The 20792-nt window shown below is 72.7% G+C and carries 25 protein-coding genes; 11 read left to right on the top strand and 14 right to left on the bottom strand.

Annotation, left to right across the window (positions count from 1 at the left end):
- The 6 genes from AC6H2I_RS20555 to AC6H2I_RS20530 all read right to left on the bottom strand — a co-directional run bounded on the left by AC6H2I_RS20555 (position 1) and on the right by AC6H2I_RS20530 (position 6156).
- Positions 1-534 (bottom strand): ferritin-like domain-containing protein, encoded by a 534-nt coding sequence (locus AC6H2I_RS20555; protein ID WP_497502568.1) that lies wholly within the window; start codon positions 532-534, stop codon positions 1-3.
- Entirely contained in the window at positions 531-1388 is an 858-nt protein-coding gene (locus tag AC6H2I_RS20550) for a 2-oxoacid:ferredoxin oxidoreductase subunit beta (protein ID WP_497502567.1), read from the bottom strand. The genes AC6H2I_RS20555 and AC6H2I_RS20550 overlap by 4 nt, the downstream gene beginning before the upstream one ends.
- Positions 1389-1407: 19 nt before the next feature.
- Complete coding sequence (locus tag AC6H2I_RS20545) at positions 1408-3123, bottom strand: 2-oxoacid:acceptor oxidoreductase subunit alpha (protein ID WP_497502566.1); 1716 nt, start codon at positions 3121-3123, stop codon at positions 1408-1410.
- Between the two features lie 124 nt (positions 3124-3247).
- Positions 3248-3916, bottom strand: coding sequence for a sulfite oxidase-like oxidoreductase (locus tag AC6H2I_RS20540; RefSeq protein WP_497502565.1), 669 nt, complete (start codon positions 3914-3916; stop codon positions 3248-3250).
- Between the two features lie 84 nt (positions 3917-4000).
- A complete protein-coding gene (locus tag AC6H2I_RS20535) occupies positions 4001-5236 on the bottom strand; it encodes a BaiN/RdsA family NAD(P)/FAD-dependent oxidoreductase (protein ID WP_497502564.1) in 1236 nt (411 codons plus the stop codon).
- Between the two features lie 71 nt (positions 5237-5307).
- Positions 5308-6156, bottom strand: coding sequence for a LysR substrate-binding domain-containing protein (locus tag AC6H2I_RS20530; protein WP_497502563.1), 849 nt, complete (start codon positions 6154-6156; stop codon positions 5308-5310).
- Positions 6157-6254: 98 nt separating this feature from the next.
- On the opposite strand from AC6H2I_RS20530, the gene AC6H2I_RS20525 reads away from it, so the two are divergent.
- The gene (locus AC6H2I_RS20525) at positions 6255-6695 is read left to right on the top strand and encodes a tautomerase family protein (protein WP_497502562.1); all 441 of its coding nucleotides are present in this window, start codon (positions 6255-6257) and stop codon (positions 6693-6695) included.
- A 75-nt stretch (positions 6696-6770) separates the two neighbouring features.
- On the opposite strand, the gene groL is transcribed toward AC6H2I_RS20525, so the two are convergent.
- Both groL and groES read right to left on the bottom strand, forming a co-directional pair.
- The gene (gene groL, locus AC6H2I_RS20520; RefSeq protein WP_497502561.1) at positions 6771-8420 is read right to left on the bottom strand and encodes a chaperonin GroEL; all 1650 of its coding nucleotides are present in this window, start codon (positions 8418-8420) and stop codon (positions 6771-6773) included.
- A gap of 57 nt (positions 8421-8477) precedes the next feature.
- Positions 8478-8768, bottom strand: coding sequence for a co-chaperone GroES (gene groES / locus AC6H2I_RS20515; protein WP_497502560.1), 291 nt, complete (start codon positions 8766-8768; stop codon positions 8478-8480).
- A gap of 387 nt (positions 8769-9155) precedes the next feature.
- Here groES and AC6H2I_RS20510 point away from each other — a divergent pair, with 387 nt between their 5' ends.
- Positions 9156-9320, top strand: coding sequence for a hypothetical protein (locus AC6H2I_RS20510; protein ID WP_497502559.1), 165 nt, complete (start codon positions 9156-9158; stop codon positions 9318-9320).
- On the top strand, positions 9317-9544 hold the full coding sequence (locus tag AC6H2I_RS20505) for a hypothetical protein (protein WP_497502558.1): 228 nt from the start codon (positions 9317-9319) through the stop codon (positions 9542-9544). Before AC6H2I_RS20510 ends, AC6H2I_RS20505 begins: the two co-directional genes overlap by 4 nt.
- Before the next feature lie 35 nt (positions 9545-9579).
- Here the strand turns inward: AC6H2I_RS20505 and AC6H2I_RS20500 are convergent, their stop codons facing one another.
- Entirely contained in the window at positions 9580-10443 is an 864-nt protein-coding gene (locus tag AC6H2I_RS20500) for a class I SAM-dependent methyltransferase (RefSeq protein ID WP_497502557.1), read from the bottom strand.
- Between the two features lie 70 nt (positions 10444-10513).
- Here AC6H2I_RS20500 and tsaD point away from each other — a divergent pair, with 70 nt between their 5' ends.
- Positions 10514-11584 carry a tRNA (adenosine(37)-N6)-threonylcarbamoyltransferase complex transferase subunit TsaD gene (tsaD, locus tag AC6H2I_RS20495; protein ID WP_497502556.1) on the top strand — a complete coding sequence of 357 codons (1071 nt, stop codon included), beginning with the start codon at positions 10514-10516 and terminating at the stop codon, positions 11582-11584.
- Between the two features lie 8 nt (positions 11585-11592).
- Here tsaD and AC6H2I_RS20490 read toward each other — a convergent pair whose 3' ends face one another.
- Entirely contained in the window at positions 11593-12279 is a 687-nt protein-coding gene (locus tag AC6H2I_RS20490) for a YiaD family glycine zipper/OmpA-like lipoprotein (protein ID WP_497502555.1), read from the bottom strand.
- Positions 12280-12435: 156 nt separating this feature from the next.
- Here AC6H2I_RS20490 and AC6H2I_RS20485 point away from each other — a divergent pair, with 156 nt between their 5' ends.
- From AC6H2I_RS20485 to AC6H2I_RS20470, 4 genes are all read left to right on the top strand, one after another.
- The gene (locus tag AC6H2I_RS20485; RefSeq protein ID WP_497502554.1) at positions 12436-13443 is read left to right on the top strand and encodes an NAD(P)H-dependent glycerol-3-phosphate dehydrogenase; all 1008 of its coding nucleotides are present in this window, start codon (positions 12436-12438) and stop codon (positions 13441-13443) included.
- Positions 13444-13450: 7 nt separating this feature from the next.
- A complete protein-coding gene (locus AC6H2I_RS20480) occupies positions 13451-13894 on the top strand; it encodes a hypothetical protein (RefSeq protein ID WP_497502553.1) in 444 nt (147 codons plus the stop codon).
- Positions 13895-13973: 79 nt separating this feature from the next.
- Complete coding sequence (locus tag AC6H2I_RS20475; protein ID WP_497502552.1) at positions 13974-14258, top strand: YciI family protein; 285 nt, start codon at positions 13974-13976, stop codon at positions 14256-14258.
- Positions 14259-14269: 11 nt separating this feature from the next.
- Positions 14270-14698, top strand: coding sequence for an EVE domain-containing protein (locus AC6H2I_RS20470; RefSeq protein WP_497502551.1), 429 nt, complete (start codon positions 14270-14272; stop codon positions 14696-14698).
- Between the two features lie 126 nt (positions 14699-14824).
- Here the strand turns inward: AC6H2I_RS20470 and AC6H2I_RS20465 are convergent, their stop codons facing one another.
- Complete coding sequence (locus AC6H2I_RS20465) at positions 14825-15076, bottom strand: hypothetical protein (RefSeq protein ID WP_497502550.1); 252 nt, start codon at positions 15074-15076, stop codon at positions 14825-14827.
- A 360-nt stretch (positions 15077-15436) separates the two neighbouring features.
- Here AC6H2I_RS20465 and acs point away from each other — a divergent pair, with 360 nt between their 5' ends.
- Entirely contained in the window at positions 15437-17380 is a 1944-nt protein-coding gene (acs, locus tag AC6H2I_RS20460; RefSeq protein WP_497502549.1) for an acetate--CoA ligase, read from the top strand.
- Between the two features lie 147 nt (positions 17381-17527).
- Here acs and AC6H2I_RS20455 read toward each other — a convergent pair whose 3' ends face one another.
- From AC6H2I_RS20455 to cobB, 3 genes are all read right to left on the bottom strand, one after another.
- Complete coding sequence (locus AC6H2I_RS20455; RefSeq protein WP_497502548.1) at positions 17528-17956, bottom strand: hypothetical protein; 429 nt, start codon at positions 17954-17956, stop codon at positions 17528-17530.
- A gap of 156 nt (positions 17957-18112) precedes the next feature.
- The gene (locus tag AC6H2I_RS20450) at positions 18113-18406 is read right to left on the bottom strand and encodes a hypothetical protein (protein WP_497502546.1); all 294 of its coding nucleotides are present in this window, start codon (positions 18404-18406) and stop codon (positions 18113-18115) included.
- 101 nt (positions 18407-18507) lie between these two features.
- Entirely contained in the window at positions 18508-19359 is an 852-nt protein-coding gene (gene cobB / locus AC6H2I_RS20445) for a Sir2 family NAD+-dependent deacetylase (RefSeq protein WP_497502545.1), read from the bottom strand.
- 18 nt (positions 19360-19377) lie between these two features.
- Here cobB and AC6H2I_RS20440 point away from each other — a divergent pair, with 18 nt between their 5' ends.
- Complete coding sequence (locus tag AC6H2I_RS20440; protein WP_497502544.1) at positions 19378-19851, top strand: low molecular weight protein-tyrosine-phosphatase; 474 nt, start codon at positions 19378-19380, stop codon at positions 19849-19851.
- Positions 19852-19870: 19 nt separating this feature from the next.
- The gene (locus AC6H2I_RS20435; protein WP_497502543.1) at positions 19871-20740 is read left to right on the top strand and encodes a fructosamine kinase family protein; all 870 of its coding nucleotides are present in this window, start codon (positions 19871-19873) and stop codon (positions 20738-20740) included.
- Positions 20741-20792: the final 52 nt, after the last annotated feature.

Below are 20792 nucleotides of genomic sequence, written 5' to 3'. Positions count from 1 at the left end.
TCAGCCGGCCATGTTGGGCGGATCGGGGTCGTCGTCCCATCCTTCCGGCGGGGTGGGGTAGCGCTGCAGCCACTGCTTCACCAGCTCGACGTGGCCGGCCTCTTCGTCGGCGAACCCCCGGGCCAGCTCGGCCACCCTGGGGTCCCTGGTCTCCGACGCGACCGCGGCGTAGTACTTGCTGCCCTGGGTCTCGCACTGCAGCGCCATCCTCAACGCGTGGTGCGCGGTCATCAGGTAGTGGGTGTGCTCGAACGCCGCGGCCTCCGGGGATTCGCTGGTGGCGTCCCACTCGAACTCCCAGGGCGCCACGGTGGGAATGGGGCCGGAGGCCCGGGCGATCTCCAGCACCTCGTCCCGGTGCTTGCGGGAAAAGCCCGCCATCTGGCGGAACAGGGCGGCGACGTCGGCGTTGTTGTGCGCCTCCATGCTGTCCGCCAGCTCCTCGTAGCGGTCCGCCGCCTCCGTCTCGAGTTCGACGGCGTGGGCGAGGAACAGGCCGACGTCGGTCGCGCCGCGTCTCACCTTGGCGGTCATACCACGAACTCCCCTTCGATCTCGGCGATGGCCGCGGCGGCGGCGCGCTCCGGCCGGAACGGCGGGCGGTGGCCGGCAAGGAAGACCCCCAGCCCGAAGCCGTCGTCCTCCAGGACGGCGCGCATGGCATCGGCCGGATCGCTGGCCGGCTCCCGCCCGTACGGTCGCACCGCGGCCTTCCATGCCCGCTGCTCCGGCCGGAAGGTGACGCACGGGCTCAGCACCTGCACCACCGAGAAGCCGGGATGGCGGACCGCCTCGACGATCAGCCGGGCGACCCCGTTGGGGTCGCCGGCGAAGCCGCGGGCGACGAAATTGGCGCCGCAGGCCAGGGCGAGCGGCACCGGCTGGATCGGCGACACGCCGGTGCCGGTGGGCGTCAGCTTGCTCTCGCACCAGTCGGCTTCGGTGGTGGGCGACGCCTGCCCCTTGGTCATGCCGTAGACCTGGTTGTCCATGACCACATAGGTCATGTCGATGTTGCGCCGGCAGGCGTGCAGGAAGTGGTTGCCGCCGATCGAGAAGCCGTCGCCGTCGCCGCCGAAGACGACCACGGTCAGGTCGGGGCGGGCCAGCTTCAGGCCCGAGGCGGCCGCCAGTGCCCGGCCGTGCACGCCGTGGAAGCCGTAGACCGAGGTGTAGGCGGGGATGCGCGACGAGCAGCCGATGCCCGAGACAACCGCCGTGGTCTCCCGGTCCAGGCCCAGGGTGGCGAAGGCGCGGGTGACCGCGGCCAGCACCGAATAATCGCCGCAGCCCGGGCACCAGATCGGTTTCACCGCCGACTTGAAGTCGTGGGCGGTTGGCGCCGCGGGGGCGGCGCCGGCGGCCGCATTGTCGTGATGGGTGTCCATGTCCGTGCTCCCGGGCGGGTCAGATCAGGGAAGCGAGTTTGGCCCGCACCTCGTGGGCGCGGATCGGCAGCGGGCCCGGCTGGCTCAGCACCGCCACCGTGCCCGGCAGGTCCATGTGGGCGCGCAGGTACTTGTGGAACTGCGCGCCATGGGTCTGCTCGACCACCAGCACCGTGGTGACGCCGGCCAGCGCCTCGGCGACGGCCTCGGCGCGCAGCGGCGCCAGCAGGCGCAGCGACAGGACGCGCACCCTCCTGCCCTCGGCGCGCAGGCCGGCGACCGCCTCGCGGACCGGGCCGGTGGCCGAGCCCCAGGTCACGACCGCCACCGGGCCCTCGCCCTCGAGGTCGGCCCACAGGGGCCCGTAGTCGTGGACGGTCAGCTTGCGCAGGCGCTTGTCGAGCTGGGCGTGGTGGTCGGAGGCCTGGCTGGAGGGCAGGGCGGTTTCGGCGTGCTCCAGCCCGTCGGCGGTGTGCTGCCCGCCGGCCATGCCGGGGATGGCGGTCGGCGACACGCCGCTGGCGGTGACGGCGTAGCGCTTGAAGCCCGCCGCCAGGTCGTCGGCCAGCAGGCGCTCGGCCCGGTGGGGGATCTCGGCGGGCTTGTCGACCACGGCGCGGCTCTGCCCCATCGCCTGGTCCGAGAGGACGATGCAGGGGCTCTGCAGCGCCTCCGCCAGGTGCACCGCCCACTGGGTGGCGGTCAGGCAGTCGGCGATGGAGTTGGGGGCGACCACCAGGTGCGGGGCGTCGCCGTGCAGGCCGTAGACGGCGATGTTGAGATCGGACTGCTCCGACTTGGTGGGGATGCCGGTGGACGGGCCGCCGCGCATCACGTCCACCACCACCACCGGCGTCTCCGACGCCTGGGACAGGCCCAGCGCCTCGATCATCAGGGACAGGCCGGGCCCGGCGGTGGCGGTGATCGAGGGCACGCCGCCGAACGACGCGCCGACGCACATGTTGATGGAGGCCAGCTCGTCCTCGGCCTGGATCAGCGCGCCGCCGGTGCGCGCCAGGTTGGGCGCCAGCCACTCCAGGATCTCGGTCGCCGGGGTGATGGGGTAGGCCGCACAGAAGCGCACCCCGGCCTTGAGCGCGCCGAAGCCGGCGGCCTCGTTCCCCGAGATGTTCCAGCGCGTGCCCGTGGCCGGCTGCGGCGCCGCCAGCTCCAGGCCGAGGTCCCAGCCGGCCACCGCCCTGGCCCCGGCCGCGGCGCCGGCGAGCGAGGCCTCCACCGCCGCGGCGCCCTTCTTGCCCAGCGCCCGGCCGACCACCGCTTCCAGGCCGTGCGCCGGCAGCCCGACGATGGCGGCGATGGCGCCCAGCCCCACCATGTTGACCCGGCCGCCGGGGATGGTGCCGGCCCACTCCTTGATCGGCAGGTCGATCCGCCGGGCGCCGCTGGCGGCCAGGGCCGCGGGAATCGCGCCCTGGGCGGGGTCGGCGACGATCACGCTGGCCGCCGTCATCGGCAGCTCGGCGGTGAAGCGCTCCACGTTCTGCCAGTCGAAGGCGACCACCAGGTCGAACCGGTCCCCCGGCCCGTCGACTGGCCGCGGCGACAGGCGGACGAAGGCCGCGGCCTCGCCACCGCGGATCTGTGGCCCCGAGGAGCGCGACATCAGGCCGTACCAGCCGACGGCGGCCGCCGCGTCGAGCAGCATCTGGCCGGCGGTCATCACCCCGGCGCCGCCGCTGCCCACCAGGGCAATCGTGACCGAATCCACTGTCATCGCCGCTTCCCCATCCCCCGTGCCGTGATGTCGCGTGACCGATCCGGTGGTACGCGACGCCGCCGGGGGCGGGGAATGATCTGGAGCAACGCGCTTGGACTTTGCGACGCGGCGCCGGCGCCCGTCACAGCAGGGGATCGATGCCCTCGGCGTAGCGCTCCTCACGCCACGGGTCGCCGTGGTTGTGGTAGCCGCGTTCCTCCCAATAGCCGGGCTGGTCCTCCGCAACGAAGGTGATGCGCTTCACCCACTTCGCGCTTTTCCAGAAATACAGCTTGGGAACCACGACGCGCAGCGGCCCGCCGTGGTCGAGGGTCAGCGGCGCGTCGTTCCACGCGGTGGCCAGCAGCACGCCGTCGTCGGCGAACGCCGTCAACGGCAGGTTGGTGGTGTAGGTGTCGTAGGACTGGAACAGCACGAACCGCGCGTCGGCCATCGGCCGCACCGCCGCCAGAAGGTGGTGCGCGGAAATGCCGCGCCAGCGGTTGTCGTAGCGCGACCAGGTGGTGACGCAATGGATGTCGGAGACGCGATCGACCTGGGGCTGGGCGGAGACGTCCTCCGCCTTCCACACCACCGGGTTCTCGACCAGCCCGTCGACCGTGAGGCGCCACAGCCGGGGATCGATGCGGGGCTGGACGCCGAGGTCGAGGACCGGCCAGGTCGTCACCTCGCGCTGGCCCGGGGGCAGGCGGTCCTGCGCCGGATCGCCGGTGCCGCCGGTCAGGCCGCGCCGGTCGCGGGCCCAGGCCTCCTTGGTGTCGATCAGCTTGCGGTTGATGTCGTCGGACATGCCGGCTCCTTCTGCTGGCGGGACCAGCGTCCAGGGTCCTGTGGAGAAACGGACGATCGGACGCGGGTGCGGTGTGTCAATGCGTCAGGGCGCGTCCGGCATGCGGTCCGCCAACCAGCCGGCCACCCCCGCGGCGGCGCGCACCCCGCTGGCGAAGCACGCCTGCAGCAGGTAGCCGCCGGTCGGTGCCTCCCAGTCCAGCATCTCGCCGGCGACGAACAGGCCGGGCCGCGCCGTCACCATCAGCCCGTCGTCGACCGCGTCGAAGGGCACGCCGCCGGCGCTGGAGATCGCTCGTTCGATCGGCCGCACCCCGGTGACCACCACGGACAGGGACTTCAGCTGTTCGGCCAGGGCCGCGGCATCGCCCAGCGCGTCCCGCGGCGCGCACTCGCGCAGCAGGGCCGCGCGCACCCCGGTCAGGGAGAACGCCTTCCGCAGGAAGGTGGCGAGGGACTCGGCGCCACGCCGCGCCGCGCGGCGGCGCACGGTCTCGGCCGGCAGGTCCGGCAGCAGGTCGAGGGTGAGCGTCGCCCACCCCTCCCGCGCCACCGCGTCGCGCAGCGGCGCGCCCAGGGCGTAGACGGCACCGCCCTCGATCCCGGTGGCGGTGACCACGAACTCGCCCTTGACCCGCCGCCCGTCCAGCGTCAGCGCCACCGGCTTGACCGGCTGCCCCTCGAAGCGCGCGCGCAGGTGGTCCGACCACGGCACCTCGACGCCGACATTGGCCGGCCGCAACGGGGCGACGGCCACGCCGTGCGCCTCCAGCAGGCCGGTCCACGCGCCGTCGGACCCGGTGCGCGGCCAGCTCGCGCCGCCCAGCGCCAGAACCACCGCCCGCGCCCGCACCGTCACCGTGCCGGCCCCGCTCTCCAGGCGCAGGGCGCCGGACTCGTCCCAGCCGGTCCAGCGGTGGCGGGCATGGCGCACCACGCCCAGGGCGTCGAGCCGGCCCAGCCACGCCCGGACCAGGGTCGAGGCCTTCATCTGCACCGGGAAGATGCGGCCGGACGTGCCGACGAAGGTCTCCACCCCCAGACCCGCCGCCCAGCCGCGCAGGTCCGCCGGGGAAAAATCCGCCAGCCAGCCGGCGATCACCGGGGCGGCGGCGCCGTAGCGCCGGACGAAGGCGTCGTGCGGCTCGCCGTGGGTGAGGTTCAGCCCGCCGCGCCCGGCCAGCAGCAGCTTGCGCGCCGGCGTGGGCATGCGGTCGAACACCCGCACCGTCCGCCCCTGGCCGGCCAGACGCTCCGCCGCCATCAGGCCCGCCGGGCCGGCGCCGATCACCGCGACGTCGCATTCGAGAAGTGGGGGCACGGGACGGGTCCTTTGCATCGGTCGCGACGGAACGGGCGCGGCCGACAGGGCAGCGCCGCGGCGCCGTGGTGTCAAGGGGCGAAGGGGGCCCTCGCCAAGGCATCGTCGACCAGGGCGGCGAGGGCCGTCGCCGCAGGGCCGCGGTGCGCGGTCGCAACCCGGTACGTCACGGCGGGCAGCGGCGGCAGGCCCGCGCCGGCACCGAGGGCCGCCACCCCCTCGCCGACGATCGCCGCGGTGCGGCAGGTGAGGCCCAGCCCGCCGCGCACCGCGGCCGTCATCCCCGACAGGCTGGGCGTCGTCACCGCGATCCGCCAGGGCCGGCCGGCGGCCTCCAACGCCGCCAGCGCGGCGTCGCGGAAGCGACAGGGCGGGTCGAGCAGGGCCAGCGGCAGCGTCGGCCGCGCCGCCAGCGCCGGGTCGCCCAGCCACATCATGGCAAGACGGTGCGCCGATCCCGCGGCGCCGCCGCCGACGGTCACCGCCACGTCCAGCCGGCCCTGGGACAACGCCTCGTCCAGGCTTCGCGAACCGGCCACCCGGACGTCCAGGGTCGCCTCCGGATGGGCGCGCGCGAAGCGGGCGAGCGCGCCGGGCAGCAGGGTGTCGGCGACGTCCTGGACCACGCCGATGCGGACCGGTCCGGCGACGGGTTCGGCCATCATGGCCGCGACCAGATCGCCATGGGCGTCGAGCATGCGGCGGGCGTGCGCCAGGAACAGGTCGCCCGCCGCCGTGAGCTTCAGGGTGCGCCCGTCGCGCGCCAGCAGCGTCCGCCCGAGCCCCTCCTGAAGGCGGCGGAGCTGGAGGCTGACCGCCGGCTGGGTGCGGCCGATCCGGTCGGCGGCCCGGGTCACGGTCCCGGTCTCGGCCACGGCGACGAAGGAGCGGATGAGGTCGAGGGGGATGTCGGATGCCATCCATAAGGATGGCATATGGGAAATATCAGAACTATTAAATTTTCATTGGAGGAGCGGCGCGCCAGGGTGGTCCGACACCCACAGGACAGGAGGTTCCGATGCCGTTTCTCCGCATCACCCTACACGGCGCGCCGGCGGGCCCCGACGCCGACGCGCGCCTCGCCGCCGAGGCGACCGGCCTGGTCGCCCGGACGCTGGGCAAGCGGCCCGAGGTGACGTCGGTGCTGGTCGAACGCCCCCGGGCGGTGTGGAGCATCGGCGCCGTGCCGGTGGCGGTGGCCGCCCACGCCGAGGTGTGGATCACCGCGGGCACCAACACGGGGGCCGAGAAGGCCGCCTTCGTGGCCGAGGCGATGGCGATGCTGCGCCGCCACGCCGACGGCCTGGCCCCGGCCACCTATGTGGTGGTGCAGGAGATCGCGGCGGCCGACTGGGGCTTCGACGGCACGACTCAGGCAGCCCGTGCGGCAGCCCGTGCGGCAGCCCCCCGTGCGGCGGCGGCCGGAGCGGCGCCTGGAGTGGCGGGCCCGGCCGGCTGACCGCGCCAACGGAAAAGGGGCGCCCCCCTGCGGGAGCGCCCCCTTCCTCGCGGCCGGTGTTGCGGACGGATGGGCTTAGAAGCCCATGTCGCCCATGCCACCCATGCCGCCCATGTCGCCGCCCGGCATCGGGGCGGACTTCTTCTCGGGCTTCTCGGCGATCATCGCCTCGGTCGTGATCAGCAGGCCGGCCACCGAGGCGGCGTCCTGCAGGGCGGTGCGCACCACCTTGACCGGGTCGATGATGCCTTCGGCGACCATGTCGCAGTAGACACCCTTCTGGGCGTCGTAGCCGTAGTTCGGGTCACCCTGCTCCAGCAGCTTGCCGACGATGATCGAGCCGTCGGTGCCGGCGTTGTAGGCGATCTGACGGATCGGCGACTGCAGGGCGCGGCGCACGATGTCGACACCGACGCGCTGGTCGTCGTCGGCCGGCTTCAGGGAGTCCAGCGACTTGGCGGCGTACAGCAGCGCGGTGCCGCCGCCGGCGACGATGCCCTCCTCGACGGCCGCACGGGTGGCGTGCATGGCGTCGTCGACGCGGTCCTTGCGCTCCTTCACCTCGACCTCGGTGGCGCCGCCGACGCGGATCACGGCGACACCGCCGGCCAGCTTCGCCAGACGCTCCTGCAGCTTCTCGCGGTCGTAGTCCGAGGTGGTCTCCTCGACCTGCGCCCGGATCTGGGTGCAGCGGGCCTGGATGTCCTCCTTGGCGCCGGCGCCGTCGACGACGGTGGTGTTCTCCTTGGAGATCACGACCTTCTTGGCGGTGCCCAGCATGTCGATGGTGACGTTCTCGAGCTTGATGCCGAGGTCTTCGCTGATGACCTGGCCGCCGGTCAGGATGGCCATGTCCTCGAGCATCGCCTTGCGGCGGTCACCGAAGCCCGGCGCCTTCACGGCCGCGACCTTGAGGCCGCCGCGCAGCTTGTTGACCACCAGGGTGGCCAGGGCCTCGCCCTCGACGTCCTCGGCGATGATCAGCAGCGGACGCGACGACTGCACCACCGTCTCCAGCACCGGCAGCAGCGCCTGCAGGCCCGACAGCTTCTTCTCGTGCAGCAGGATGAACGGGTTCTCGAGATCCGCGATCATCTTGTCGGCGTTGGTGATGAAGTACGGGCTGAGGTAGCCGCGGTCGAACTGCATGCCCTCGACGACCTCGAGCTCGGTCTCGAGCGACTTGGCCTCCTCGACCGTGATGACGCCCTCGTTGCCGACCTTCTCCATGGCCTGGGCGATCATCGCGCCGATGTCGGCCTCGCCGTTGGCGGAGATGGTGCCCACCTGGGCGATCTCGGCGTTGGTGGTGACCTTCTTGGCGCGCGCCTTGATGTCGTTGACCACGGCCTCGACCGCCATGTCGACGCCGCGCTTCAGGTCCATCGGGTTCATGCCGGCGGCCACCGCCTTGACGCCCTCGCGGACGATGGCCTGGGCGAGAACGGTCGCCGTGGTGGTGCCGTCGCCGGCCAGGTCGTTCGTCTTCGACGCGACCTCACGCACCATCTGGGCGCCCATGTTCTCGAACTTGTCGGCGAGCTCGATCTCCTTGGCGACGGTGACGCCGTCCTTGGTGATGCGCGGGGCGCCGAACGACTTCTCGATGACCACGTTGCGGCCCTTCGGGCCCAGCGTCACCTTCACAGCGTCGGCCAGGATGTCCACGCCGCGCAGCATCTTGTCACGGGCGGCGGTGGAGAACTTGACGTCCTTGGCAGCCATTGCTCGATTCCTTTGAATTCTTCAGTCGGTTGGACGGTCAGGAACAGCAGAGGCGACTCAGGCCTCGATGATGCCCATGACGTCGGATTCCTTCATGATCAGGAAATCCTCGCCGTCGATCTTCACCTCGGTACCGGACCACTTGCCGAACAGGATGCGGTCGCCAGCCTTGACGTCGAGCGCGACCACCTTGCCGCTCTCGTCGCGGGCGCCCGGGCCGACGGCGACGATCTCGCCTTCCTGCGGCTTCTCCTTGGCGGTGTCGGGGATGATGATCCCGCCCTTGGTCTTGGTGTCGGACTCCAGACGCTTGACGACGACGCGGTCGTGCAGCGGACGGAACTTCATGATGCTTGCCTCCTGGGTGAACTAAGGCGCTTTAAGGAATGCAGAGCCGGGTGGCGGGTGGTGTTAGCACTCTGCCCCGGTGAGTGCCAGACAGCTAATGGAGTACCGAGGCGGATTCAAGGGCGTCGTGTGCCGAAATCCGCGCCGGTGCCGCGCCAGCCTGCCTCGAAAACAGACAACATATTGATAAGGCGTGAAAAAAGATCGCCTCGTCAGGGGCGGAGCGCGGCGCGGTGGGGGCCGCGGTGAGCGCCCGGTCCGCGCGGCGGAAAAATCGGTGCCCGTGTGACCGCCGTCACAGCCCGCGACCCAGGAGATGTATACAATTTTATGAAATTACGTCACATCGCCCGGACCCCGCGTCCGGCCAGCCGGAGGGGGACGCCGATGGGCGAGGGGAGACAGGACGTCCACAGGATGCTGGCCGAGGACGGGGGTGCCGACCTGTGGCTGGCCGAGGTGGTGCTGGAGTTCGCGACCCTGGCCGGGCTGTTCGCCCTGCTGTCCGGCCTGCTCTTCCTGGCCCAGGCGCTGCGGGACATGCCGGCATGACCGCGGACCCGCCACCGCATCGCGACCGGCCGACGGCGGACTGGCCCGGCCCGGCGCGGCGCGGTGCGGACCGGGACGACGCGCCCCGGCAAGGGGAGACGGACCGCCCGGACCGGACCGCGGCCTCGGCCGAAGCCGTCCTGGCGGTGGCGACGGTGGGTGGGTTGCTCGCCCTTGTCGCCGCCTTGGCCTATATCCTGCGCGTGTACGGCGTCTTCGGATAGGGCCGCGCCGGTGGCGTGTGGCGTGTGGCCCGCGGTCAGGCCCGGCGCGCGGTGACGACGATGCGGCGGCTGGCCGTCGACCAGTCGGAATCCTCGAAATCGCCGGCGATGCGCTCGACCGTGAATCCGGCGTCGGCCAGCATCGTGGCGATGTCGTCGCGGAACACCATCCGCCAGTGGAACCCGTACTCGGCCACGACGATGCGCCCGTCCTCGAGCATCTCCTCGTACACGCCGTAGATCCGCTGGCGCTGGTCGGCGTCCACGGCGCCGTGCATGGAGTGCCGGACGTAGCTGTTGCCGGTGACCGGGTTGCGCCGCGGCTCGGAGATCGCCGGCCGGGTCTGCGCCGCGGCCGGCAGCAGCAGCGGGTTCATCAGATCCAGCGCGAGCACCCCGCCGGGCGCCATGTGGGCGCCCAGCGCCGCCAGGGTGCGCCGCTGGGCGTCGGCCTCCGGGATCAGCATCAGGACGTTGAACGGCATGGCCGCGAAGACGAGGTCGCGGCGCGGCAGGTCGAGGGCGGCGGCGTCCTGGCACACCACGTGGACGCGCGCCCGAACCGCCGCGTCCTCGCGGGCCAGCTTGGCGCGGAGTTGGTCCAGCATGGCCGGCGACACGTCGACGGCGTAGACCTCCAGCCCCGCCCGGGCCAACGGGATGGCGAGCCGGCCGGTGCCGCAACCGACCTCCACCACCGGTCCGGGGCGCGCCGCCACGGCCGCCCGCCGGGCCACCTCGGTGCGGGCCGCGTCCTTGTAGAAGGCGATGTCGCCGAGGACGGTGAGGCGGGCGAGGCGGGCCACCACCTCGGCCCGGACCTCGCCGTCCTCCAGGGACGGGAACTCGGCGTCGTAATAGCGGATCGCGGCGTCGCTGGCCGGAACCCCCTTGTTCATCGTCTCCTGCCCTCCGCGGCCGCCGGCAAGACCCTATACCAGCCCTCCGGAAAACCGCTAGTGTGCCGCCATGATCGTTCTCGGCATCGAAACCAGCTGCGACGAGACCGCCGCGGCGGTGGTCACCGACGCCCGCGCCATCCGCGCCGACGTGGTTCTGTCGCAGATCGCCGACCACACGCCCTATGGCGGCGTCGTGCCGGAGGTGGCGGCGCGCGCCCACCTCGACCACCTGGACGGGCTGATCCGCCGCGCCCTGGACGAGGCCGGGGTCGGGCTGGGCGACCTGGACGCGGTGGCGGCGACCGGCGGGCCCGGGCTGATCGGCGGGGTCATCGTCGGCGTGCTGACCGCCAAGGCCATCTGCGCCGCCCGCGATCTCCCCTTCATCGCCGTCAACCACCTGGAGGGCCACGCCCTCACGGCCCGGCTCACCGACGGGGTGGCGTTCCCCTACCTCCTGCTGCTGGTGTCGGGCGGGCACTGCCAGCTGCTGATGGTCGAGGGGGTGGGGCGCTACCGCCGCCTCGGCACCACCATCGACGACGCGGTGGGCGAGGCGTTCGACAAGACCGCCAAGCTGATCGGCCTCGGCTACCCCGGCGGGCCGCGGGTCGAGGCCGCCGCCGCCGCCGGCGATCCCGGCCGCTTCGCCTTCCCCAGGCCGATGCTCGGCCGGCCGGGCTGCGACTTCTCGTTCTCCGGCCTCAAGGCGGCGGTGCGCCGCACGGTGGAGGAGCTGCCCGGCCCGCTGAGCGATGCCGACCGCGGCGATCTCGCGGCCGGCTTCCAGGCGGCGGTGACCGACGTGATGGCCGACCGCTGCCGCCGCGCCATCCGCCTGTTCCGCGAGGCGCATCCCCAGGGCGGGGTCCTGGTGGTGGCCGGCGGCGTCGCCGCCAACCGTGCCCTGCGGGCCCGACTGGCGGAGCTGGCGGCGGCGGAGGGCCTGCCCTTCGTGGCGCCGCCGCTGCGGCTGTGCACCGACAACGCGGCGATGATCGCGTGGGCCGGTGTCGAGCGGCTGCGCCTCGGCCAGACCGACCCGCTCGACTTCGCGCCGCGCCCGCGCTGGCCCCTCGACCCCACGGCGCGACCGGCCCTCGGCCGGCCCGACGTGGGGGCGGGGGTCAAGGCCTGACCCGGAGCCTACGCCGTCGGCTGCTCGAAGGGGTTCACCCGGATCTCGACCCGGCGGTTCATGGCCCGGCCTTCGTCGGTGGTGTTGTCGGCGACCGGGTTGGCCTCGCCCATGCCGGCGGTGAGGATGCGGGCGGGCTGCACGCCGCGGCTGATCAGGAAGTCGGCGACGGCGCTGGCGCGCTGCTGCGACAGGGTCTTGTTGTAGGTGTCGGCGCCGCTGGCGTCGGTGAAGCCGATGATGTCGATGGTGGTCTTCGGGTTGGCGGACAGCACCCGCGCCACCTCGTTCAGCGACTGCTGCGCCTGGGGCAACAGGGTCGCGGAATCGTGGGCGAAGGTGACGCCGCTGGGCACCGTCAGGACGATCGTCTCCTGCTGGCGCTGCACGGCGACCGGCGTGCCGGCCAGCTCCTGGCGGAGCTGCTGCTCCTGGCTGTCCATATAGTAGCCGGCCGCACCGCCGGCCAGCGCACCGATGCCGGCGCCGATGAGGGCGCGCTGGCGCTGGTCGACGGCGTCGTCGCCCGACAGGGCGCCCAGCGCGGCGCCGCCCAGGGCCCCCAGCAGCGCGCCGCCGCCGGTGTTGCCGAAGCCGCCCTGCTGCTGGCCTGAGCCCGTCTGGGTGCAGCCGGCGAGCGCGGTGGCCAGGGCGCCGGCGACCAGGGTGGCGGTGAGGGTTTTGCGGTGCAGCATGTGTGTCTCCGTTCTTTCGGTCCGCCCGGGACGATCGGCGGACTGTGAGGTACAACGCATGAGACGCCGGTTTGTTTTGCGGAGCCCGGGCGGCTCGCCTATCCATAGCCGGCGGGACGGCGGCCCGGGGCTGCGAGGACAAGGGGAGGGACGGCCATGACGGAGTGCGTTCGGCGGGTCGGCGTCGTCGGCGCCGGCGCCTGGGGCACGGCCCTGGCGCTGGCGGCGCTGCGCGCCGGCCGGGAAACGGTGCTGTGGGCCCGCGAGGCGGCGGTGGTCGACGCCGTCGCGCAGCGCCGCGAGAACCCCGACTACCTGCCCGGCGTGCCGCTTCCCGACGCGCTCCGGGCGACCGCCGATCTGGCGGACCTCGCCACCTGCGACGCCGTGCTGCTGGTCGCGCCGGCGCAGCACCTGCGCGCCGCCGCCGCCGCCCTGGCGCCGCACCTGAAGGGCGGCGCGCCGGCGGTGGTCTGCGCCAAGGGGATCGAGATCGCCAGCGGCGCGCTGATGACCGAGGCGGTCGGCACCGCCCTGCCGGCCGGCACCCCGCTGGCCGTGCTGTCCGGCCCCACCTTCGCCGGGGAGGTGGCGCGCGGCCTGCCCACGGCGGTGACGCTCGCCTGCGCCGACGCCGCGCTGGGGGCCCGGCTGCTCGACGCCCTGGGCAGCCTGACCTTCCGCCCCTACCTGACCGACGACCTGGTCGGCGCGCAGATCGGCGGCGCGGTCAAGAACGTGCTGGCCATCGCCTGCGGGGTGGTGGAGGGGCGGCGCCTTGGCGACAACGCGCGCGCCGCCCTGATCACCCGCGGCCTGGCCGAGATCACCCGGCTGGCCGTGGCCCTGGGGGGCCGGGCCGAGACGCTGATGGGGCTGTCCGGCCTCGGCGACCTCACGCTGACCTGCTCCAGTCTGCAGTCGCGCAACATGTCGCTGGGGGCGGCGCTGGGGCAGGGGCGGGCGCTCGACGCCATCCTGGAGGAGCGCCGGTCGGTGGCCGAAGGCGTCTACACCGCCCGGGCGGTGGTGGCGCTCGCCGGGCGGCGGGGCGTCGACATGCCGATCTGCCGGGCCGTGGACGCCATCCTGAACCACGGCGCCAGCCTCGACGACACCATCCGTGGCCTGCTCTCGCGGCCGTTCCGCGAGGAGGAGGGATAAGGACATCATGACCGACACGAAACCCGGCGCCGGGACCGAGATCACCGCCGCCACCGCCGCCCGACCGGCGGCGGAGCGGACCTGCGGCAGTTGCACCCTGTGCTGCAAGCTGATGGGGGTGCCCGAGCGCAAGAAGCCGGCGGCGCGCTGGTGCGAGGCCTGCGACCGCGGCACGGGCTGCACCATCTACGACGAGCGCCCGCCGTCCTGCCGCAACTTCGAGTGCTTCTGGCTGATGGACGCGGCGTTTCCCGACGCGCTCCGCCCCGACCGCATCCACGCGCTCGCCTGGTTCAACGACACCCCCGACAGCGCCGTGCTGCACGTCGACCCGGCCCATCCCGGGGCGCTGCGCAGCGCCCCGGTCGACGGGCTGATCCAGGCGCTGCTCAAGGTCTACGCCAAGGTCTTCGTGATGTGCGGCAAGGACAGCGCCATGCTGACGCGCTGACCCGGGCGGCGGTCCTCGCCGCTTCCCCGCCGCCGGGGCATGCGCTAGGGTCACCCATCCGAAAGGGGAGGGAGGTCCCATGCTGTTCATGTTCCATTGCACGGACAAGGCCGGGTCGGCCGACGTGCGCGCCACCAACCGCGCCGCCCATCTGGAGTTCCTGGAGGCCCATCGCGAGCGCATCCGCGTCGCCGGCCCGCTGCTGTCCGACGACGCCACCGGCATGGTCGGCAGCCTGCTGATCGTCGAGTGCGCCGACCGCGCCGCCGCCGAGGCCTTCGCTGCCGCCGATCCCTACGCCAAGGCCGGACTGTTCGAGCGCGTCGAGATCCGCGCGTGGCGCCGCGTCTACCCCAAGGACTGAGGAGCGGTGGCATGGCGCGCTGGCTGGTGAAGTCGGAGCCGTTCAAGTATTCCTGGCAGCGCATGGTCGCCGACGGCACCACCCATTGGGACGGCGTGCGCAACCACCAGGCTGCCAACAACCTGAAGGCGATGAGGGTCGGCGACCAGGCGTTCTTCTACCACTCGAACGAGGGGCTCGAGATCGTCGGGGTGGTCGAGGTGGTGCGGGAGTTTTACCCCGATCCCGCCGATGCGGCGGGGCGGTTCGGCATGGTCGACGTGAGGGCGGTGCGGCCGGTGGCGACCCCGGTGACCCTGAAGCAGATCAAGGCCGATCCGCGGCTGCAAGGGATGGCGCTGGTCCGCCAGTCGCGGCTGTCGGTGTGCCCGGTCAGCGACGCCGAATGGTCCCACATCTGCGCCCTGGCCGGGCTCGACGGTGGCCCCACCGGCGGGTGACCGGCCGCCGCGCCGCGCGGCCTCGCCCGGCGGGCTCCGCCTTCGCCGGAGTCTGGCGGGCTCCGCCCGCGTCGGTTTCTAACGGGCTCCGCCCGCGGGGTGTATAGCCGGCTCCGCCCGGGCGTGTCAGGCGGGCTCGGCCCCGGCCTCGATGGTCTCCGCCAGGTCCGCGGTGGCCCGCAGCATGCGCCTGGCCAGCGCCCGCACCTCGGCGGCGGCGGTGTCGCACCGGCCCGCCGCGTTGAGCGGGCCGCCCGGCGGCAGCGCGTTCAACGTCGCGTCGATCACCATCAAATTGGTGCGGTTGGTCATCTGGGTCAGCCGGCTGGCCAGGTCGGTCCCGCCGGTGGTGCCGTCCGCGGTGGTGCTGGTGGTCATGGAACGCCGTGCTGAGAGGACATCGAACGACGGTCACGCTACGCCCGCTCGGTTAAGGGTGTGTTAAGTGAGTGTGGCTCCGTCGTGGTAGGGGGAGGCGGGGGCGCTGGCCACCGCCCCGCCCCCGCGGCACGTTGCCGCAGTGCCGGCCGCACCGCACCCGCGCCCCATCCGCCCTGCGCACTGTGCGCTGCAGCAAAATCCGCTCCGGCAACCGCTCGCACCCCCCATCGCGGCATCCCGAGCGACTTGTGGCGGCTGTGGGTTGTGTGGATAATGCCGGCCAAACGGGGCGGCGCACGGCCGAGCCCGAGCGCCCGAGAGGCCCAACCAGAAGTCAAGCGGGGGATACGCGTTCCAATGACCGACACCAACAGTTTCTTCCCGGTCCATCCCGACGTCGCCAAGGCCGCGTGGGTGGACGAGGCCGCCTACGCCCGCCTTTACGAGCAGTCGATCTCGGACCCCGAATCCTTCTGGGCGGAGCAGGGCAAGCGCGTCGACTGGATCAAGCCGTTCACCAAGGTCAAGGACGTGGACTTCACCGGGGATGTTCACATCCGCTGGTTCTACGACGGTACGCTGAACGTCTCCGCCAACTGCATCGACCGTCATCTGGCGACGCGCGGCGACCAGGTCGCGATCATCTTCGAGGGCGACGACCCCTCGGTGTCCAAGTCGATCACCTACAAGGAGCTGCACGAGCAGGTCTGCCGGCTGGCCAACGTGATGAAGAAGCACGGGGTCAAGAAGGGCGACCGTGTCACCATCTACCTGCCGATGATCCCCGAGGCGGCCTACGCCATGCTGGCCTGCACGCGCATCGGCGCCATCCACTCGGTCGTGTTCGGCGGGTTTTCGCCGGACAGCCTGAAGGACCGCATCGTCGACTGCGACAGCCATTTCCTGATCACCGCCGACGAGGGCCTGCGCGGCGGCCGCAAGGTGCCGCTGAAGGCCAACGCCGACAAGGCGGTGGCCGGCGCCCCCGGGGTGAAGACCGTGCTGGTGGTCAAGCACACCGGCGGCGACGTCGCCGTCACCCCCGGCCGCGACGTCTGGCTGCACGAGGAGGCGGCGAGCGTCTCCGCCGACTGCCCGCCCGAGGAGATGAGCGCCGAAGACCCCCTGTTCATCCTCTACACCTCCGGCTCCACCGGCAAGCCCAAGGGCGTGCTGCACACCACCGGCGGCTACCTCGTCTACACCTCGCTGACCCACCAGCACGTCTTCGACTACAAGGACGGCGAGGTCTACTGGTGCACCGCCGACGTCGGCTGGGTCACCGGGCACAGCTACATCATCTACGGGCCGCTGGCCAACGGCGCCACCACCTTGATGTTCGAGGGCGTGCCGACCTACCCCGACGTGTCGCGCTTCTGGCAGGTCATCGACAAGCACAAGGTCAGCATCTTCTACACCGCCCCCACCGCCATCCGCTCGCTGATGCGCGAGGGCGAAGGGCCGGTCAAGGCGACCTCGCGGGCCAGCCTGCGGGTGCTGGGGTCGGTGGGCGAGCCCATCAACCCCGAAGCCTGGCTGTGGTACCACAACGTGGTCGGCGACGGCCGCTGCCCGATCGTCGACACCTGGTGGCAGACCGAGACCGGTGGCATCCTGATCTCGCCGCTGATCGGCGCCATCGGCCAGAAACCGGGCTCGGCGACCAAGCCGTTCTTCGGCGTCAAGCCGGAGGTGGTCGACAACGACGGCGCGCTCCTGGAGGGGGCCACCGAGGGCAACCTCTGCATCGGCGATTCCTGGCCGGGGCAGATGCGCACCGTCTACGGCGACCACGAACGCTTCGTCCAGACCTACTTCTCGACCTTCGCCGGCAAGTACTTCACCGGCGATGGCTGCCGGCGCGACGCCGACGGCTACTACTGGATCACCGGGCGGGTCGACGACGTCATCAACGTCTCCGGCCACCGCATGGGCACCGCCGAGGTGGAGAGCGCACTGGTGGCCCACCCCAAGGTCGCCGAGGCCGCGGTGGTCGGCTATCCGCACGACCTCAAGGGCCAGGGCATCTACGCCTACGTCACCCTGAACGCCGGCGAGGAGCCGTCGGAGGCGCTGCGCAAGGAGCTGGTGGCGTGGGTGCGCAAGGAGATCGGCCCGATCGCCTCGCCGGACCTGATCCAGTGGGCGCCGGGCCTGCCCAAGACCCGGTCGGGCAAGATCATGCGGCGCATCCTGCGCAAGATCGCCGCCAACGAGCACGAGGCCCTGGGCGACACGTCGACCCTGGCCGATCCCGGCGTGGTCAACGAACTGGTCGACAACCGCATGAACCGCGGCTGACCCGCGGCGGCGGCCCCGGGGGCACCGGCCACCCTCCGGGACCGCCGCCGGGGCCGCCCCCGGGACGACCCCCGGGGGCGCTGCCACGCGGGGCCCCGGGGGCGGTGCCCCGGCGCTCGCGCCGGGCCGGCGAAGGCCCCCGGCGCGTCACTTCGCGTCGAGCGCCGGCGACGACTGCTGGACGCTGCCCAGCGGCTTGAAGATCTCGACCTTGTGCTCCTGGACGCCGAGATCCTCAGGCGCCGCGGTGGCGATGATGGCGTCCGGATCGATCCAGGTCTCGTCGCGCAGCTCGGTCATCTGGTCGGGGGCGATGACCTCAGGGTCGGGGGCCTCTTCGGCCGCGTCGTCCTCCACGTCGGCCTCGTCGACCGCCTCGGCGCTCGACGGGTCCTCGGCGGTGGAGGGGGGCGCCTTCGCGGGGCCGGCCATCCAGGATTCCTGGACGGGTGCCGGGTTCTCGGTCGCTGTCGCGGCGTCCGCCGAACCGGTCGCGGTGCCGGCGGACACCGGCAGAATCCCGAAGGCGAACGTCAGAGCCGTGGCGGCGAGCAGGGTCGGGAAAGCCTTCCGCATGGAAAGGGCTCCTTTTGTGAGGGTGTGTCGCAAGAGATCCGCGCAATAAACGCCAGCGGACGCTTCCGTGTTCCCCGGCTCGTTTAAAACGCAAAAAAGGCCAGGGGCGGCGCCCCTGGCCTTCGTCTTGCCGTCCCCGAGTGACCGGGCGGCGGATTATTCCTCGACCTCGACCTCGGTCTCGTCGTCGAACAGGCCGGAATCGCCCATCTCGGCTTCCGCCTCGTCGCTGATCAGGCTGTCGTCCTCGGCGTAGCCGTCGTTCTCGATCAGCCCCTCGTCCTCGGCATAGCCTTCGTTGCTGTCCAGGATGCCCTCGTCGGCGCCCATGGTGGTGTTGGTCTCCACGCCGGCGGCCTCGTCGTTCATGCCTTCCGCGGTGGCGGGGGCGGCGGCCAAGCCGAGGGCCAGCATCAGGGCGGCGGTGGCGGTCATGGTCTGCTTGAGCATCGCATTCGCTCCTTCGCGTTGTTCCGTCGACGTTGGCCAGCAACAGGGCGGGCGCCGATGGGTTCCGGAAATTCGCGCGGGCGGTGGGGCGGGGCGGGGCGTCACACGGCGGCGAGCAGGCGGTGCACGAAGGCGGGAACCACCGCCGACGCCGGGCCATGGATGCGTTCGGCGAAGCGCGTTGCACCGGCCGAGGGCTCCAGGTTCAGTTCCACCGTATGGGCGCCGTGGTGGCTGGCCTCCGCCACGAAGCCGGCGGCGGGATAGACGTTGCCCGAGGTGCCGATGGACACGAAAAGGTCACAGTCGGCCAGGGTCTCCTGGATGCGCTCCATGCCGTAGGGCATCTCGCCGAACCACACCACGTCGGGTCGCAGGCCGCCGGCCCGGGCGCAGGCGGGGCAGACGTCGCCGACCGACAGGTCGCCCGCCCAGCCGGCCACGGTGCGGCAGTGGACGCAGACGGCCTTCAGCAGTTCGCCGTGCATGGGCAGCAGGTTGCGGCTGCCGGCGCGTGCGTGCAGGTCGTCGATGTTCTGGGTGACCACCAGCACGCGACCGGCCCACCGCCGTTCCAGCTCGGCCAGGGCGAGGTGGGCGGGGTTGGGCCGCACCTCCGGTGCCGCCAGCTGGCGCCGCCGCGCGTTGTAGAAGGCGTGCACCCCGCGGGGATCGCGGGAGAACGCCTCGGGGGTGGCGACGTCCTCCAGCCGCACCGTCGCCCACACCCCGTCGGCGTCGCGGAACGTGTGGAGGCCGGACTCGCGCGAGATCCCGGCGCCGGTGAGGACGAGGATGGAGGCGTCGCGCTGGAGCATGGGCACCTCGGGGCCGGTATGGTAGACCTGCGGTGGCGGCCGAGCATGGCACGCGCCCGCCGCGCAAGGAAGCCCCCCGGGCGGCGGGAACGGGGGCGGGGACGGGCGCGGCGCAGAGGCCGCCGCAGAGGCCACCGCAGACGGAGGGAGACGATGATCAGGGTGCTGTTCGTGTGCACCGGCAACATATGCCGCTCGCCGACCGCCGAGGGGGTGTTCCGCCACGCCGTGCGCGACGCCGGTCTCGACGGTGCGATCGCCGCGGACTCCGCCGGCACCAGCGGCTACCACGTCGGGGAGGCGCCGGACCCGCGCAGCGTGGCGGCGGCGCGGCGGCGCGGCGTCGACCTGTCCGGGCTGCGGGCGCGCCAGGTGACCCCCGGCGATTTCCGCGCCTTCGATTACGTCCTGGCCATGGACGGCGGCCACCTCGCCCAGCTGCGCCGGATGGCGCCGGCCGACGCCACCGCCGCGGTCGGGCTGTTCCTCGACCACGCCCCGTCGGCGCCGCGGCGCGAGGTGCCCGATCCGTACTACGGCGAGGGCGACCATTTCACGGAGGTGCTCGACCTGGTCGAGCGGGGCGCCCGCGGCCTTCTCGACCACATCCGCCGCACCCTGGACTGATGGGGAAGGGACACCGTCGGTGACCGCCGGAGACCCCGGATTCCCCAGCGACCTCCGCGCCGCGGTGGCGCGCGCCACCGGCAGCGCCGTCGCCGCCGTGGCCCCGCTGTCGGGGGGCCACAACGCCGTCCTGCTGCGCCTGCGGCTGGCCGACGGGCGTGTGCTGGCGGCCAAGGTCGGGCGCGGGCTGGAGCCGGAGGCGTTCATGCTGCGCCACCTCGCGGCGCACAGCCGGCTGCCGGTGCCGGCGGTCCATCACGGCGACGACCGGATGCTGCTGATGGACCTGGTGGAGGGTGGCGACGCCCTGGGCCCGGCCGCCCAGGAGCACGCGGCGGAGCTGGTCGCCGCCCTGCACGGCATCGCCGCCCCGCGCTACGGCTTCCCCCGCGACACGGTGATCGGGCCGCTGCCCCAGCCCAACGGCGAGGACGGGGACTGGATTGCCTTCCTGCGCGACCGCCGCCTGCTGTACATGGCGCGCGCGGCGCTGGACGAGGGCCGCATCGACAGCGCCCTGATGGCCGGACTGGACCGGCTGGCCGCGCGCCTGCCCGAGCTGATCGGTCCGCCGGCGGCCCCGGCGCTGATCCACGGCGATCTCTGGGCCGGCAACGTGCTGGCCCGCGGCGGGCGCATCGCCGGGGTCATCGACCCCGCGCTCTACCACGCCGACCCGGAGATCGAACTGGCCTTCGCCACCCTGTTCGCCAGCTTCGGCGAGCCGTTCTTCCGCCGCTACGGCGAGATCCGGCCGCTGCGCCCCGGCTTCTTCGAGGTGCGGTGCGACGTCTACAACCTCTATCCGCTGCTGGTCCATGTGCGGCTGTTCGGCGGCACGTACGTTGACGCGGTCCGGCGCACGGTGCGCCGCTTCGCCGGCGGCTGAACCGGTGCGCCGCTTCGCCGGCGGCTGAGCCGGGGCGCCGCGCCCGGCGCGA

It is taken from the genome of Azospirillum sp. NS33, from assembly GCF_059703765.1.
The sequence above is the reverse complement of the archived record's forward strand: the minus strand, read 5'-3'. Positions and strand labels throughout refer to the sequence as shown.